16 protein-coding genes are annotated in these 15,383 nt (G+C 73.6%); 6 read left to right on the forward strand and 10 right to left on the reverse strand.

What is annotated here, in order from left to right; all coding sequences use genetic code 11:
• Position 1: 1 nt before the first annotated feature.
• The 4 genes from ccrA to NBH00_RS07320 form a co-directional block, all read right to left on the reverse strand.
• On the reverse strand, positions 2-1,258 hold the full coding sequence (gene ccrA, locus NBH00_RS07305; protein WP_254572686.1) for a crotonyl-CoA carboxylase/reductase: 1,257 nt from the start codon (positions 1,256-1,258) through the stop codon (positions 2-4).
• A 144-nt stretch (positions 1,259-1,402) separates the two neighbouring features.
• Positions 1,403-1,969: a hypothetical protein gene (locus NBH00_RS07310; protein ID WP_254572687.1), complete on the reverse strand. Its 567-nt coding sequence runs from the start codon at positions 1,967-1,969 to the stop codon at positions 1,403-1,405.
• 74 nt (positions 1,970-2,043) lie between these two features.
• Positions 2,044-2,457, reverse strand: coding sequence for a hypothetical protein (locus tag NBH00_RS07315; protein WP_254572688.1), 414 nt, complete (start codon positions 2,455-2,457; stop codon positions 2,044-2,046).
• Positions 2,458-2,564: 107 nt separating this feature from the next.
• A complete protein-coding gene (locus NBH00_RS07320) occupies positions 2,565-2,774 on the reverse strand; it encodes a hypothetical protein (protein ID WP_254572689.1) in 210 nt (69 codons plus the stop codon).
• A gap of 123 nt (positions 2,775-2,897) precedes the next feature.
• On the opposite strand from NBH00_RS07320, the gene NBH00_RS07325 reads away from it, so the two are divergent.
• Complete coding sequence (locus NBH00_RS07325; RefSeq protein ID WP_254572690.1) at positions 2,898-4,859, forward strand: exonuclease domain-containing protein; 1,962 nt, start codon at positions 2,898-2,900, stop codon at positions 4,857-4,859.
• Between the two features lie 32 nt (positions 4,860-4,891).
• Here the strand turns inward: NBH00_RS07325 and ygfZ are convergent, their stop codons facing one another.
• Positions 4,892-5,872: a CAF17-like 4Fe-4S cluster assembly/insertion protein YgfZ gene (gene ygfZ, locus NBH00_RS07330; RefSeq protein WP_254572691.1), complete on the reverse strand. Its 981-nt coding sequence runs from the start codon at positions 5,870-5,872 to the stop codon at positions 4,892-4,894.
• 101 nt (positions 5,873-5,973) lie between these two features.
• Here ygfZ and NBH00_RS07335 point away from each other — a divergent pair, with 101 nt between their 5' ends.
• Together NBH00_RS07335 and NBH00_RS07340 are read left to right on the forward strand one after the other, a co-directional pair.
• Positions 5,974-7,266 carry an Nramp family divalent metal transporter gene (locus NBH00_RS07335; protein ID WP_367401305.1) on the forward strand — a complete coding sequence of 431 codons (1,293 nt, stop codon included), beginning with the start codon at positions 5,974-5,976 and terminating at the stop codon, positions 7,264-7,266.
• A gap of 51 nt (positions 7,267-7,317) precedes the next feature.
• The gene (locus tag NBH00_RS07340) at positions 7,318-7,680 is read left to right on the forward strand and encodes a hypothetical protein (protein ID WP_254572693.1); all 363 of its coding nucleotides are present in this window, start codon (positions 7,318-7,320) and stop codon (positions 7,678-7,680) included.
• A gap of 34 nt (positions 7,681-7,714) precedes the next feature.
• Here the strand turns inward: NBH00_RS07340 and NBH00_RS07345 are convergent, their stop codons facing one another.
• Complete coding sequence (locus tag NBH00_RS07345) at positions 7,715-8,614, reverse strand: ABC transporter substrate-binding protein (RefSeq protein WP_254572694.1); 900 nt, start codon at positions 8,612-8,614, stop codon at positions 7,715-7,717.
• A 43-nt stretch (positions 8,615-8,657) separates the two neighbouring features.
• Between NBH00_RS07345 and cofH the strand changes: the two genes are divergently transcribed.
• Both cofH and greA read left to right on the forward strand, forming a co-directional pair.
• Complete coding sequence (gene cofH, locus NBH00_RS07350; RefSeq protein ID WP_254572695.1) at positions 8,658-10,880, forward strand: 5-amino-6-(D-ribitylamino)uracil--L-tyrosine 4-hydroxyphenyl transferase CofH; 2,223 nt, start codon at positions 8,658-8,660, stop codon at positions 10,878-10,880.
• A 24-nt stretch (positions 10,881-10,904) separates the two neighbouring features.
• A complete protein-coding gene (gene greA, locus NBH00_RS07355; RefSeq protein ID WP_254572696.1) occupies positions 10,905-11,396 on the forward strand; it encodes a transcription elongation factor GreA in 492 nt (163 codons plus the stop codon).
• On the opposite strand, the gene cofE is transcribed toward greA, so the two are convergent.
• The 4 genes from cofE to npdG are packed head-to-tail and all read right to left on the reverse strand — an operon-like array spanning position 11,393 to position 14,386.
• On the reverse strand, positions 11,393-12,124 hold the full coding sequence (cofE, locus tag NBH00_RS07360; protein ID WP_254572697.1) for a coenzyme F420-0:L-glutamate ligase: 732 nt from the start codon (positions 12,122-12,124) through the stop codon (positions 11,393-11,395). The two genes, greA and cofE, sit on opposite strands and share 4 nt — an antisense overlap.
• Before the next feature lie 7 nt (positions 12,125-12,131).
• Complete coding sequence (gene cofC / locus NBH00_RS07365; RefSeq protein WP_254572698.1) at positions 12,132-12,791, reverse strand: 2-phospho-L-lactate guanylyltransferase; 660 nt, start codon at positions 12,789-12,791, stop codon at positions 12,132-12,134.
• Positions 12,791-13,708 carry a 2-phospho-L-lactate transferase gene (gene cofD / locus NBH00_RS07370; RefSeq protein ID WP_254572699.1) on the reverse strand — a complete coding sequence of 306 codons (918 nt, stop codon included), beginning with the start codon at positions 13,706-13,708 and terminating at the stop codon, positions 12,791-12,793. The genes cofC and cofD overlap by 1 nt, the downstream gene beginning before the upstream one ends.
• The gene (npdG, locus tag NBH00_RS07375; protein ID WP_254572700.1) at positions 13,709-14,386 is read right to left on the reverse strand and encodes an NADPH-dependent F420 reductase; all 678 of its coding nucleotides are present in this window, start codon (positions 14,384-14,386) and stop codon (positions 13,709-13,711) included.
• 26 nt (positions 14,387-14,412) lie between these two features.
• Here npdG and NBH00_RS07380 point away from each other — a divergent pair, with 26 nt between their 5' ends.
• Positions 14,413-15,345 carry a hydroxymethylglutaryl-CoA lyase gene (locus NBH00_RS07380; protein WP_254572701.1) on the forward strand — a complete coding sequence of 311 codons (933 nt, stop codon included), beginning with the start codon at positions 14,413-14,415 and terminating at the stop codon, positions 15,343-15,345.
• Positions 15,346-15,383: the final 38 nt, after the last annotated feature.

Consider the following 15,383-nt stretch of genomic DNA (forward strand, 5'->3'; position numbering starts at 1 on the left):
GTCAGCCTACCTCAGCGTAGATCGCGCCGGGTCCGTCGGCGGTCTTGCCGAGACCCTCGGATTCGGCACCGACGAGGATCGAGATCTTGCCGAGGTGCTCGTTGTCGCGCATCTGCTGGTGCGCGTGCGGGACACCGTCGAAGCCATAGGTCTTCCACAGCACCGGGCGGATCTGACCGGACTCGATGAGCTCGTTGGCCTTCATGCACTCGTACGCGTTGGCGAAGTGCGAGCCGATGATCTCCTTCTGCTTCATCCACAGGTAGCGGACGTCGAAGTCGAGGTTGTACCCCGTGGTGCCGGCGCAGATGACGACCTTGCCGAACGGCTTCACGGTGAAGACGGACGTGGGGAAGGTCGCGGCGCCGACGTGCTCGAAGACGATGTCGGGCTTGTCGCCGCCGAAGAGCTCCTTGACGCGCTTGTCGAACTTGCGCATCTCGGCGAAGCGGACCTTCTCCTCCTCCTCGGTCTCACCGCCCTTGCGCATCATCCCGGCGAACTCGTTCCGGTTGATGTAGTCCACGCAGCCGAGCGACTTGACGAGCTCGCCCTTCTCGTCGGAGTTGACCACGCCGACGCACTCCGCGCCCGCGGCCTTGCAGATCTGCGTGGCGAACACGCCGAGGCCGCCCGCGGCGCCCCAGATGAGGACCTTCTGGCCCGCCTGGAGGTTGCAGCGCGTCATGAGCATGCGCCAGGCGGTGAAGTACGTGAGGCCGTAGGACGCGGCCTCCTCCCAGGTCAGCGCCTTCGGCTTGGGCAGCAGCTGCTGCGCCTGGACCTTCGTGAACTGCGCGAACGAGCCCCACGTCGTCTCGTAGCCCCAGATCCGCTGCGACGGCGCGGCGAGCGGGTCGAGGCCGTGGACCTCGGGATCCTCGTAGGAGGCCTGGTTGCAGTGGATGACGACCTCGTCGCCCTCCTTCCAGCGCGTGACACCGGGGCCGACCTTCCACACGACGCCGGACGCGTCCGAGCCACCGATGTGGTGGCCGTACTCGGGGTGGTCGCCGGAGCGCCACACGCCGATCGGGATGCCGAGCGCCGCCCAGACGTTGTTGAAGTTCACGCCGGCGGCCATGACGCGGACGATGACCTCGAACGCGGCGGGCTCGGGGACCTCGATCTCCTCGAGCTTGAAGGCATCTCGGGGCTCGCCCTGGGTCTCCTCCCGGATGACCCATGCGGCCATCGTGGCCGGGAGTTCTCCGGGCTCGGTCGACACCTGCGAGATCTGGCTGACATCCACTGCCATGTGCGGTTTCGCGCTCTCTTCTAAGTCGATGACGAAGGACAGAACCCGCGCAGCCGCGAACGGCGCCGGGGGCGGGTAAGACTACTCGTCGTGCGGGATCTGCGGCAGCCGCCCGACGGGGGCCGGCGCACCGCCCGCCGCCGCTCAGAGCGCGATCGTCTCGAGCGACGTACGGGTGAACGCGTGACTCCTGGCGCTCCACCGGTAGCGGCGCCGCGTGAGCTTGGCGGGGCAGCACACGTCGTCGCCCGCCTGGTAGAGCGGCTGGTCGATCTGGAGCCGGTGGCCGTCGGCGATCATCGTGAGGGTCCGGTAGAGCATCTGCGACCGGAACACGACCCGGAGCTTCTTCGACGTCGAGCCGTCGGTCGAGAAGACGTAGACCGCGGTGACACCCGCGGCGCCGGTGCTGTGGACGCGGACGACGGCGTCCTGCTTGCCGTCGCCGGTGAGGTCGTCGTACTGGGTCGCCGGGTCGACGATGACCGCGCCCGACCGCAGTCCGCGCCGGACCGCCGCGAGCGTCTTCGCGTCGGCGATGAGCGCGTCGTGGAAGAACGCCTGCCCGGGGTTCGCGCTGCCGGCGGGGGTGGAGACGGTGCCGGCCGTCGTGGTCGTCGTCGCGGCGGCGGCGCCCCCGCTCCCGGTCGCGAGGGCGAGCGTCGCGGCGGCGGCCGCGGACAGCGCGAGGCACGTGGGCAGGACCCGCATCGCGCGAGTATGGCCCGCCCGCCCCCGCCGGCGCCAGCGCTGCAAGGGCACTGGCGTCCGCGGCGTGACGGCGGCTAGGGCAGGAGCAGCTGGTTCTGGGCGGTCGGGCGCTCGGCGCCGACCGTCACGTGCGCCGGCTCGATCGAGCTGTCGCCGACGCGGAGGACGGCTCCGCCGGTGGGGACGTCCACGACGAGCGTCGTCGGCGCACCGGGGTTGATCGGGCCGGTCTGGTGGCGGAAGCCGGCGGCGCTGCCCTCGGACTCGAAGGTCACGCGCTGGGCGGCGGTGGACTCGTTCGCGATGACGAGGTTCACCGGGCCCGCCCCGAACTTCGACGGCGAGACGGACACGTTCTTGTCCGAGATCGACGCGGTCACCGTGATCGGCGCCGGCGGCCGGTTCTGGTTCTTGTACGTGCTGTTGTCGCCGCAGCCCGCGATCGCGAGCGTGAGCAGGCCGAGCCCGACCGTCGCGGTCCGTCGCATCCTGGTGTGCAGTGCGTGCTCCATCTCTCGACCCGGACCCCGAATGAGGGCCCGGCCGAACCCTAACCGACGGGAGGGTCCTTTCGTCAATCGTCGCGGACGGACCCTCACGCGGCGGCGGCCTCGCCGGTGGACGCGCCCGGTGCCGGGCCGACCTCGGCGAGGACCTCCTGCAGGTGCTCCCACGCCGGCGGCTCGGCGACCGCGTAGGCCGTAGGGCCGAGGTCCCGCAGCGTGTCGGCGTAGAGCGCCCACGCGGCGAGCTCGCGCTCGTCTCGGACGTGGCTCACGTGCTCGTCAGCGGCAAAGGTGCTCACGGGGCTGCCTCCAGGCGTCGTCGTGCGTAGGAACAAGCGTAGATCGGCCGCCGGTCGGCACCGGTGACCGTCCGGGTGCAACCGCCGCTGCAGGCCGTCCTGCCCGAGGCGTAGAACCAGGCGATGCCCGCCGTCTCGCCGTCGTCCGTCCCCGCCGCCGCGCGCCCGCCTCTGGGCGCGGTGCCGCTCCGCACCGCCGAGTTCCTCGTCGTCGACACGGAGACGAACGGCCTCGGCGGCGAGCGCTGCGAGCTCACCGAGGTCGGTGCCGTGCTCGTCGGCGGGGGCGAGCTGCACGACCGCTGGGAGGCGCTCGTCCCGGTCCGCGCACCGCTGAGCCGGTCGATCCAGCGCTTCACCGGGATCACCCAGGAGATGGTGGACGAGGCACCCGCGGCCGAGCTCACGCTCGCGGAGCTCGCCGAGCTGCTCGAGGGCCGGGTCCTCGTCGCGCACAACGCATCCTTCGACCGGCGCGTCCTCGAGCAGGCCTTCGCCCGCGCCGGGCTCGCGTGGCCGTGCCCACCGGTCCTCTGCACCGTCGCGCTCGCCCGGCGCCTCGCGCCGCTCGTCCGCCAGCGCAAGCTCGCGCTCCTCGCCGACGCCCTCGGCGTCCCGGTCGAGGTGACGCACCGCGCGCTCGCCGACGCCGAGACCTGCGCCCGGATCCTCTGCGCGCTGCTGCCCCGCCTGTGCGCGAGCGCGACGACCGTCGACGAGGCCGTCGCCCTCCTCGGGCCCGCGCGCCCACGGGCGGGCCGCGGGTCACGCGGGCGGGTGCCGGATCGCGGCCGCACCGACGGCGGCGTCCCGATGACCGGGCTGCGCCGCCGCGCGCCCGACCTGCGCGGGCTGCCCGACGCGCCCGGGGTCTACATCTTCCGCAACGACGCGGGGCAGCCCCTCTACGTCGGCAAGTCGGTGCGGCTGCGAGCCCGCGCGCGGTCGCACTTCGCGCCGTCCTCCCCCGACACGGGGTGGGTGACGCAGGTCGAGGTCGCCGACCACGTCCAGACCCCGTCGGAGCTCGGCGCCCTCCTCGAGGAGCACCGGCTCATCCGCCGGCTGCGCCCGCCCGGCAACGCGCGGGGCAAGCACGAGCGCGACCAGTACGTCTTCCTCCGCTGCCGCCTGGACATCGCCTTCCCGGTGCTCGAGGTCGCCGCCGAGCCGGCGGACGGGCTCGCGGTGAACATCGGCCCGCTGCGCGGGCAGCACGCCGCGGTCGAGCTCATGGAGCAGCTGAACTCGCTCTTCGGGCTGCGCCACTGCGGGCGCACGCTGCGGCGCCGGCCGTGGCCGTCGGCGTACGGGCAGATGGGCCGCTGCCTCTCCCCGTGCCTCGGCGACCTGGATCCGAACGCGTACCGGGGCCGGCTCGACCAGGCGCTCGCGCTCTTCGCGGGCCCCGGTGGCGGCGCGGGGGTGCTCGACCACGTCGACGCGCTCGTCCGCGCGGCGGCGGCGGAGCAGGCCTTCGAGCGGGCCGCGTGGCTGCGCCGTCGCCGCGACCGCCTCGCCGTGCTCCTGGACCGGCTCGGCTCGGCGGTCGCCGCCGCGCACGCGCGCCCGGAGCTCGTCCTCGGCCCGAGCCTCCCCGTGGGGGAGGCCGACGCGGTGTGGCTCGTGGCCGGCCGCATCGCGCGGCATGCCGTCGTCCGCTCGGCGGCCGAGCTCCACGCGCACACGACGGCGGTGCTCGGCGCGGGCGGCCTGCGGCCGGGCGGGCCCTGCCACCTCACGGAGGACGACGTGACGCAGGCGCGTATCGTGGCGACGTGGCGCGCCGCGCAGGAGCCGCCGTGCCTGCCGCTCGATCCGCCGCCCTCGGCGGCCGCCGTGCGCCGCGCGGCCGCCGCCGCCGGGCTCCCCGCCGAGACGCCGGCGGACGCGGCGCCGGCGCCGGCCCCGACCCCGACCCCGAGCGCGGCGCTCCCGCCCGCCGCCGGGCCACGCGCCCGGCGGTCCGGCAGCGTGAAGCCGGTCAGCGGGGAGCACGATGGGGGCATGGCCCGGGCGGGGGCCGATCCCGTCCAGTTCGAGCTCTTCGAGATCAGCCATGACCCCCGGTCGCCGCGGCGATGACGGACCCCGCCGCCCTCGCCCGGTAGCCGCCGTCAGAAGGGCAGGTCGGCGACGACGCCGGTCGTGTCCCCGACCGTGACGGTGTCCCCGGGCGCGGCCTCCCGCCGGACGAGCGCGAGCGCGATCGGCCCGTGGGCGGGGGAGACGACGGCGCTCGTCACGTGGCCGAGCAGGCGGCCCGGCTCCGCGCCGTCCTCTGCGGGCGCAGCGTGCAGCTCCGCCCCCGGGGCGACCGGCTCGGCTAGGCGCAGGCCGCGCAGGTGCCGGTTCGGCTTGCCGCGGTAGAAGAGGCGGGCGACGGTCTCCTGCCCGACGTAGCACCCCTTCGTGAAGCTCACGGCGCGCTCGTTCAGGCCCGCCTCCTGGGGGATGACGCCCCCGGCGAGGTCGGCGGCGAAGCGCGGGCGCCCGAGCTCGACGCGGCGGATCTCCGCGGCCGTCTCGCCGACGGTGACGGCGCCCGCCTCGGTGAGCGCCGCGACGACCGAGCCGGTGTCCGCCGCCTCGCAGACGACGTCGACGCCGGTGTCGGTCGCGACGAGCAGGACGCGGGCGCCGCCGATGCTCGCGACGGCGCTGTCGTGCTCGGAGGCGCCGAGGCCCGCGTCCGCGGCGCCGGCGAGCTCACGGGCAGCGGGCCCCATGAGGCTCACGAGGCCCTGCTGGACCGTCCGCTTGTGGAGCTCGGCGTCCCAGCCGATGATCGCGCGCCGCAGGACGTCGAAGAGGGCCTGCAGCGAAGCGCGCTCGCAGACGAGCAGCAGCTCGGTGCCGTCGGGGGTGCGTAGCACCCGCAGGTCGCCGAGCATCTTGCCCTTGTTGTCGAGCAGCGCGGCGTAGCAGCCGGTCGCGGGCTCGAGGCCCTCCGTGTCGTTGGAGACCTGGCCGCCGAGGAACGCGCCGGCCTGGCCGCCGGTGAGCGCGAGCTTGCCGAGCTCCGAGCGGTCGAGCAGGCCGCAGCCGCTGACGAGGGCGTCGTAGCCGGGGTCGGTGAGGTTCGCCGGAGTGCCCATACGGCCACGGTAGCGCGGCGGGATCGCGCTGCTCGGTGATCCGATTCGTGCGGGGGATGCGAAATCGATTTAGACATGCCACACTTCCCGTCATGCCAGCGATGACCCCGGGCTTGGTGGCCCTCCGCGCGGAGCCCGTCGGCCCGCCGGCCACCGGCCCGAGCGAGCTGCAGCAGCTCCGGGCGCGCGGCCGCATCCGCGGCCTGCTCCCGATGCTCGGCCCGGCGTTCGTCGCCTGCATCGCCTACGTCGACCCCGGCAACTTCGCGACGAACATCGCGGGCGGCGCGGACTACGGCTACCTCCTCGTCTGGGTCATCGTCGCCGCGAACCTCATGGCGATGCTCATCCAGAACCTCACGGCGAAGATCGGCATCGCGACCGGCCAGAACCTCGCCGAGCTGTGCCGCGAGCACTTCCCGCGCCGCGTGTCCGTCGGGTTGTGGATCCAGGCCGAGCTCATCGCCATGGCGACCGACCTCGCGGAGTTCATCGGCGCGGCGATCGCCCTCAACCTCCTCTTCGGGGTCCCGCTCTTCGTCTCGGGCCTCATCACCGCCGCCGTCGCCTTCGGCATCCTCGCGCTGCAGACCCGCGGCTACCGGCGCTTCGAGCAGGTGATCATCGGCTTCCTCGGGGTCATCCTCCTCGGCTTCCTCTACGACACGCTGCACATCGGGTTCGACGGCGGCGCGGCGGCGAGGGGCTTCATTCCCGGCTTCCAGGGCACCGACAGCGTCCTGCTCGCCACCGGCATCCTCGGGGCGACGGTCATGCCGCACGTCATCTACCTGCACTCGTCGCTGACCCAGGGCCGGATTCCGCTCCGCGACGACGCCGACCGCCGGCGGATGTTGCGCTTCAACCGCATCGACGTGACGATCGCGATGACGCTCGCCGGCCTCGTCAACCTCTCGATGCTGCTCATCGCCGCCTCGCTCTTCCACGGCACGGGCCTCGACGTCAGCTCGATCGAGAGCGCGCACCAGGGCTTCCGGGACCTCGTGGGACCCGGCGCCGCCTTCGCCTTCGCGGCCGCCCTGCTCGCGTCGGGGCTGGCGTCCTCCAGCGTCGGCACCCAGGCGGGCCAGGTGGTCATGCAGGGGTTCATCCGCCGCACGATCCCGGTCGTGCTGCGGCGCGGCATCACGATGGCGCCGGCGCTCGTCGTCCTCGCCGTCGGGCTGGACCCGTCCCGGTCGCTCGTCATCAGCCAGGTCGTCCTGAGCTTCGGCATCCCGTTCGCGCTCGTCCCGGTCGTGCTCATCACGAAGAGCCCGGCGATCATGGGGCCCCTCGTGAACCGCCGGGTGACGACCGTCGCCGCGTCCATCGTGGCCGGCGTCATCTCGCTCCTGAACGCCTTCCTGCTCTACCAGACGTTCTTCAGCTGACGCGGGCGCGCGGGAGGTCTGGCCGCCCGCGCTTCTCGTAGACTGCGGGCCATGGCGCTTGCAGACACGTTCCGGGCCGTCGTCGACTCCCTGCCGGACGACTGGACCGACTTGGAGCTCGACCTGCGCATCTTCGACGAGGAGCGCTACATCGACGCCGCGGTCTACCTCGTCATCTGCAACGCCCAGCCGTACTCCAAGCACGACTGGCACTGGCGCCTGCTCTGCGCGCACCGCTTCGGCCACGCCGCGGCGCCGAGCGCCATCAGCACGTCGCTGACGCTGCTGGACGACGCCGGCATCACCGGCGAGCTCGCGGTGCGCGAGGTGCGCTCCGGCCGGGTCGAGGTGACCCAGATGTGGGGCCGCCCCGAGTCCGTCCGGCAGGAGCAGCGCCGCCTCCACGCGCAGTAGGCGGTCGCGGTCCCGCCGCCGCCCTCCCCGTCGCTCAGCCGTCGTCCTCGAGCGCCTTGCGCGCCCCCGCGGCGGCGAAGCGGGGGAGGAACATGCTCGCGACGTCGGGGACCCGCGGGACCGCGCCGATGTGCCGCTCCCAGCGCGCCCAGGTGCGCAGCGCGTCGAGGTCGAGCGTGCCCACGAGCCCGCTCGGCGCCTGGAACGCGGGGGAGACGGCGTCGAGCTGCGCCGCGGCGCGGGTGGGGTCGAGGCCGGGCACCGCGCTCGTGAGCGCCCCGATGGCCGACTCGGGGTCGTTCACCGCGGCGTGGTAGCCGCGCTGCAGGGCCGTGACGGTCGCGCGGACGAGCGCCGGGTCGTCGTCGACGGTCGCGTGCGTCGTCACGAGGACGAGCTCGGGGTAGACGGGGGTCCCGCGGTCGCCGGCGCGAAGGACCCGGGACCCCGCGAGCTTCGGGCGGGCGTCGAGCCCGGCGGCGCGGAAGTAGGCGTCGGCGCCGGCGACGAGGTCGGTGCCGGGGACGCGGCGCGCGCCCGGATCGGGCGTGAGCCGCGTCGTGCGGGGGACGATCGCCGCGAGCGGCTCGTCGGCGATGGCGAGGACCGCGACGACGTCCGCACCGGCCTCCTGCGCCGCCGCGAACGCGTGGATGTCGACGATCGCGAACTGCGCGCGCCGGCTCGTGAGGTTCGTGATCGGCCTCGTCCCGGCGCCCGGGATCTGGACCTGGAGCGTGACGCCCTCCGCCCCCGTGAAGTCGCGGGCGAGCGCGAGGTAGATGCCGGCGTGCAGGCCGTTCGGGTGGGCGTCGAGCAGCAGCGCCGCCGACTCGTTCGGCCGTCCCGAGTCCGGGGAGCCCGTCCCGCAGCCCGCGAGGAGGAGGCCCGCGGCGGCGAGCGCGACGGCGGTGAACGGGCGCAGGCGTGACACGGCGCCGAATCCTACGGGCGGGCGGGCCTCATACACTGGCGCGATGCGTCGCCGCGTCACCTTCTCGCGCAACGTCACGCTCTCCCTGTCGCGGACGTGCCAGTGCTACTGCAAGTACTGCGCGTTCAAGACGCACCAGGCGCACCTGCACACGCCCGAGGAGGTCCTGAAGCTCATCGACTCGGCGGCGCGCCGCGGCGTGAAGGAGCTGCTCGTCCTGACCGGCGAGCGGCCGGAGGTCAACGCGGGGGTGCGGGCGAAGCTCGCGGAGTACGGGCACCGGGACTTCACGGCGTACGTCGTGTGGGCGTGCGAGCGCGCACTGGAGCGGGGGCTGCTGCCGCATACGAACCTCGGGGTCCTGTCCAAGGAGGACCTCGGCCGGCTGCGCGAGGTGACCGCGTCGCAGGGGCTGATGCTCGAGTCGGTCCGCGACGACCTCGTCGCGCACCAGGGCTCGCCGACGAAGTCGCCCGAGCGGCGGCTGGAGACGATCCGCTGGGCGGGCGAGCTCAGGATCCCGTTCACGAGCGGGATCCTCGTCGGGATCGGCGAGACGCCGGAGGACCGCGTCGCCGCGCTGCAGGCGCTGGCGGAGGTCCACGCGGAGTACGGCCACCTGCAGGAAGTCATCCTGCAGAACTTCGTCCCGCACGACTCCTACTACGGGCAGGAGCCGGCACAGATCGCCGACGAGGCCGCGCGGCGCTACTGGGCGACGGGGATCGGGGACCAGCCGCATCTCGAGCTGCCGGCGTGGGCGACACCGGTGTCGATCCGCGAGATGGAGGAGCTCATCGCGCACACGCAGGAGCTCATGCCCGGCGTCGGGATCCAGGTGCCCCCGAACCTCGCGGACTGGTGGCCGCAGCTCGTCGCCGCGGGCGCGACCGACCTCGGCGGCCTGTCGGCGAACGGCGACCACATCTCGCCGGAGCATCCGTTCCCCTCACCGCACCAGGTCCGCAAGACGCTTGCCCCGGAGGGCTACGCGCTGACCGAGCGCCTGTGCGTCTACCCGCAGTACATCGACCCCGAGTGGATGGCGCAGGGCGTGCTGAACACGCTGACGGCGAAGTTCTGGTCGTTCATCCCGCGCTCGGGCTCGGGCCGGACCGAGCCGCCCAGGCCGCTGCGCCCGGACCTCGCGGCCGGGGCGATCGAGAAGGGGCGCGAGGGCGCGTGGCTGTCGCCGGACGAGCTGACCGCGCTCTTCGCGGAGACGCGGCCGGAGGTCATCGAGGACCTGCGGCAGGCGGCGGACGAGCTGCGGGCCGAGCTGACCGGGGAGACGGTGACGTTCGTCGTCAACCGCAACATCAACGTGTCGAACGTCTGCATCGTCGGGTGCGCGTTCTGCGGGTTCGGGCAGGGCAAGCGCTCCCCCGACGCGTACGAGCACTCGCGCGAGGACTTCGAGGCGCGGGTCATCGACGCGATCGACTTCGGCGCGAGCGAGATCTGCATGCAGTCCGGGATCCATCCCGACTGGCAGCTCGAGGACTACCTGCACTGGCTGCGGGTCATCAAGCAGACCGCGGCCGGCGCGGGCGCGGAGCTGCACGTGCACGCGTACTCGCCGATGGAGATCGCGCACATGCAGGACATCTCCGGCCTGCCGCTGCCGGAGCTGTTCGCGGCGCTGCGGGAGGCCGGCCTGGACTCCACGCCCGGGACCGCGGCGGAGGTGCTCCACGACGGCGTGCGCGCGCGGATCTCGCCGAACAAGCTGCCCGCCGCGCGGTGGGTGCAGATCATCGAGGCCTCCCATCGCGCGGGGCTGCGGTCGACGTCGACGGTGATGTTCGGGCACATCGAGGAGCCGTGGGAGCTCGCCGAGCACATGCGCGTCATCCGCGAGCTCCAGGAGCGCACCGGCGGCATCACCGAGTTCGTCCCGCTCTCGTTCATCCCGTTCCACACGCTGCTCGGCCGCACCCACGGGGTCGAGGAGATCTCCATCGAGGAGAACCTCAAGCACACCGCCGTCTTCCGCCTCGCCCTCGGCCGGTCGATCACGAACCTCCAGGCGTCGTGGGTGAAGATGGGCCTGGACGGCGCCACCGAAGCGCTGCGCTGGGGCGTCAACGACCTCGGCGGCACGCTCATGGAGGAGTCGATCAGCCGCATGGCCGGGTCGCACCACGGCGTGCGCCTGGACCCCCCGCAGCTCATCGCCGCCGCGCACGCCGCCGGCCGCCCCGCCGCCGAGCGCAGCACGCTCTACGGCGTCCGCGAGCAGCACCCGCTCTCCAGCCGCGTCTGAGGGGCGACCGCGTAGGGTGAGCGGATGAGCAATCAGGAGCAGGGCGAGGCGATCACCGCCGCCGGCCTCGTGGCGCTGAAGGCCGAGCTCGCGGAGCTGGAGGGTCCCGCCCGCCAGGCGATCGCCGCGCGGATCTCCGTCGCCCGCGAGATGGGCGACCTGAAGGAGAACGCTGAGTACCACATCGCCAAGGAGGACCAGGGGCACCTGGAGACGAAGATCCTCCGCCTGCAGGCCCGCTTGCGGGCCGCGGTCATCGTCGAGGTCGACGAGGCGAGCGACACGGTCGGCTTCGGCGCCACCGTCACCGTCACCGACGTGCAGTCCGGCCGGACGAACACGTGGACGATCGTCGGGCCGACCGAGGCGGACGCGAAGACCGGGAAGCTCTCCGCCGAGTCGCCCGTGGCGGTCGCGCTCATCGGGGCGAAGGTGGGGCAGACGATCTCGGTGGACACGCCCCGGGGCACGCGCGAGATGACCGTCGACCGGATCGGCGGCGAGACAGCCTCCTAGAGGAAGAGGTCCTCGCCGGGCGGGCGCAGGAGGGCCTGCGCGCCCGGCCCGTCGTCCGCCGTGACGTACCGCTCGAGGCCGCGCACGAGCACGGCGGGCTCGCGCGAGTCCTTGCCGCGCACGAGGTCGGCGGCGGCGGCGACCTGGTCGGCGACGCCGATCCACGTCGCCTGCAGCTCGCGGCCCATCGCGTCCCGCCGTCCGCGCCAGTCGTCGGTCGGCGCGAGGCCGGCGCAGCCGATCGCGACGTCGACCTGGCCCTGCCGCCACGCCCGGCCGAACGAGTCGGTGACGAGGACGGCCGGACGGCCGGGCAGCGCGGCGCGGAGCCGGCGCGCCGAGGCGTCGGGGTCGGCCGGGAGGACGATGAGGTCGTCGGGCCGCGCGGCGTTGGACGCGTCGACGCCGGCGTTCGCGCAGACGAAGCCGTGGTGCGTGCGGCAGATGAGCACCCGGTCGGTCTCGCGGACGAGCGCGGCGGACTGGTCGAGGATGACCTGCACGTGCCGCGGGTCGCGGCCCTGGCGGGCGGCGATCCGCTCGGCCCGCGGCGTCACCACGACGTCCCCGAGCCGGACGACCGCGCCCTCCGCCTTGCTCACGACCTTGTGCGCGACGACGAGGACGTCGCCGGCGGCGGTCTCCACGCGGGCGGCGATGAGCGCGGCGAGGTCGTCCCCCTCGGCGATCTCGCCGAGCCCGGGGACGGCCGTGACGGTGAGCGCCATCGCGCGGCTAGCGGCGGGCGAGCCGGTTCAGCATGCCGCGGGTGTGGGCCGCGTTGCCGTGGCCGCCGCCGAGCGCCTCGCGGAGCGCGGCGAGGTCCTCGATCGTGTCGACGTCGAGGACGAGCGACGGGAGCTCCTCGATCCGGACGCGGGCACCGGCCGCCTTCGCGGCCTCGACGTGCCGCTCGCAGGAGCCGGGGCCGAAGGACGGGGCGATGATGTCCGGCGGGGTGAGGACCAGGCCGTTCGTCCCGGTGCCGTGTCGGTCGGGGATGATGACGACCTCGGGGGTCGGCGCCGGCGCCCGGGTGAGCAACGTGTCGAGCTCCTTCGGGTGCAGGGCCGGGCAGTCGCCGGGGACGAGCATGACGCGCCGCGCGCCGCGCGTGATCGCCTCCTCGATGCCGATGATCGCCGCCTGGCTGTGGCCGGCGTCGTCGGGGTCCAGGACGGTCTGCGCGTCGTAGCCGTGCGCGATCGCCTCCATCGCCGCCTCCCCGGTGACGACGAGCGTGTGGTCGATCCGCTCGGAGCGGCGCAGGGCGATGAGCACGTCGGTGACCATCGCCTCGACGAGCGCCTTGCGCGTGCCCTTGCCGAGGTCGTCGGCGAGCCTCGTCTTGCCCGCGACGAAGTGCTTCACGGGGAGGACGGCGAACGTCGTCATCAGGCCGCCGCCAGTCCGCGGGCGAAGTCGAGGGTCGTGCGGGCCACCCGGGCCCGTGCGGCGGCATCGCCCATCATCGTGTCGGTCACGATGACAGGCAGCCCGGCGCCGGGGGCCTCCTCGTCGGCGACGAGCCCGTCGAGCAGCCCGGAGTACGCCTCCGCGATGCCCTCCGCGTCGACGGTCAGGCCCTGGCCGGCCATGAAGCTCGCGGTCGGCCCCTTCACGACCTGGCCGCCGACGATCGGGGAGACGGCGACGACCGGCGCCGCCGTCCGCCGCAGCGCGTCGGCGATGCCCGGCACGGCCAGGATCGGCCCGATCGAGATGACGGGGTTCGACGGGCCGACGATGACCGCGTCGGCGTGCGCGATCGCGTCGAGGACTTCGGGGGACGCGCTCGCCGCCTGCACGCCCTCGAAGCGGACGTCCTCCACCGGGCCCTCGCCGCGGCGGCGGATCATGAAGTCCTGGAAGGGCCACCATTCGCCCGCCGCCTTGACGACCGTGCGGACGGGCTCGTCGCACATGGGCAGGACCGTCGCCTCGACGCCGAGCGCCGCGGTGAGCGCCCGGTGGGCGTCGGTGAGGCGCTCGCCCGCGTCGAGGCGCCGGCGGCGCTCGAGGCAGAGGGCGAGGTCACGGTCACCGAGGTTGAACCAGACGTCGACGCCGAGCGCGCGGAGCCCGTCCATCACCGCGAACGTGTCGCCGTCGATGCCCCAGCCGCGGTCGTTGATCGTGTCCGCGAGCCAGAACGTGCAGAGGTCCGGGTCCGGCGAGACGTGCCCGCCGTAGACCTCGACGTCGTCCCCCGTGTTCGCGACGACGATGAGCTCCGCGGGACCGACGACGTCGGCCATCCCGCGGGCGAGCTTCGCGCCGCCGGTGCCCCCGGCGAGGACGACGACGGCCATCTACGCCTCGGGAAGGCCCGAGATCCTGATGCCCGCGTGGGTCTTGTAGCGGATGTTGATCCCGATGAGCAGCGGCGTGAGCTGCTCGGTGAGGCGGGCCATCTCGAGCTTGCCGCAGTCGACGGTGCGCAGGCCGGGGATGAGCTCGATGAGCTCGCCGAAGCGCTCCTTGTCGGCCTTGAGGTCGCCGCAGACGAGGACGTCCTCGTCGAGCTCGTGGGTGAGGTCCTTGAGCTTCGAGGCGGAGATCGTGTGCAGCGCGCTGATGACGCGCACGCCGGCCGGGACCATCTCCTCGGCCTGCTGGGCGGCGGAGCCCTGCCACACGCCGAGCGTCCGGGTCGCCTTGCCGCTGACGGCGGCGGCCAGCGGGACGGTGGCGTCGACGACGAGCTGCCCCTCGCGGAGCGTCGTCTTGAGGTTCGTCAGGGTCTCGGACTGGGAGCGGAACGGGACGCTCAGCAGGACGATCTCGCTCGCCGCCGCGGCGCCGGCGTTGTCCTGGCCGCTGAAGCTGCCGGAGGGCACGAGCTCGGCGGCCTGCGCGGCCGCCTCCTGCGCGCGGCCCGCGTCGCGCGAGCCGATGACGACCGGGACGCCGGCCTGGCCGAGGCGGACGGCGAGGCCGAAGCCCAGAGCGCCGGAGCCGCCGATGATCGAGATGACTTCGTGGGACACGCGGGCGATCCTATAGTTCGGGGCCCATGTCGCCTGAGCTCCCTTCCGGTCTGCCCGCCACCGTCCAGATCCGCGAGGTCGGCCCGCGGGACGGCTTCCAGAACGAGCCGGAGACGATCCCGACGGCGAAGAAGATCGAGCTCATCGACCAGCTCATGCGGACCGGCGTCAAGCGCCTGGAGGCGACGTCGTTCGTGCGCGCCGACGTCATCCCGCAGCTGTCCGACGCCGTCGAGGTCCTGCACGGCATCGACGTCCCCGACGACGTGAGCATCAGCGTGCTCGTCCCGAACGAGCGCGGTCTCGACAACGCGCTCCCGCACCGCGACCGGTTCGACGAGATCGGCGTCTTCTGCAGCGCGTCCGAGACGCACAACCGCAAGAACGTCAACCGCAGCATCGAGGAGTCGCTGGCCGGGATCGACGCCCTCGTCCCGCGCGCGCTCGCCGAGGGCATCAAGGTCGAGGCGGTCATCGCGACCTCGTTCGGCTGCCCGTACGAGGGCCACGTCGACCCCGAGAAGGTCTTCGGCATCGTCCGCCGGCTCATCGACGCGGGCGCGACCGAGATCGGCTTCGGCGACACGACCGGCATGGCGAACCCCGTCCAGGTCGGGCGCTTCTTCACCGACGCGATCGCCCGCTTCTCGGGCGAGGTCCTGCTCACCGCGCACTTCCACAACACCCGCGGCCAGGGGCTCGCGAACGCCGTCGCGGCGCTCCAGGCCGGCTGCACGTCGTTCGAGTCGAGCTTCGGTGAGCTCGGCGGCTGCCCCGTCCCCGCCGGGGCGACCGGGAACATCGCCACCGAGGACCTCGTGAGCATGCTCCACGAGATGGGGGTGCAGACCGGCGTCGACCTGCCATCGGTCCTCGCCGCCGCCCGTGCCGTCGCCGAGGTGCTCGGCCGCCCGCTCGGCTCGCACACGCTCGTCGCCGGACCGGTCGAGTGGCGGTAGTTCCCGGCCGGGACGTGCGCGGGCGCCGCGGCGGCCGG

This window comes from Paraconexibacter antarcticus, from assembly GCF_024220175.1.
Lineage (GTDB): Bacteria > Actinomycetota > Thermoleophilia > Solirubrobacterales > Solirubrobacteraceae > Paraconexibacter > Paraconexibacter antarcticus.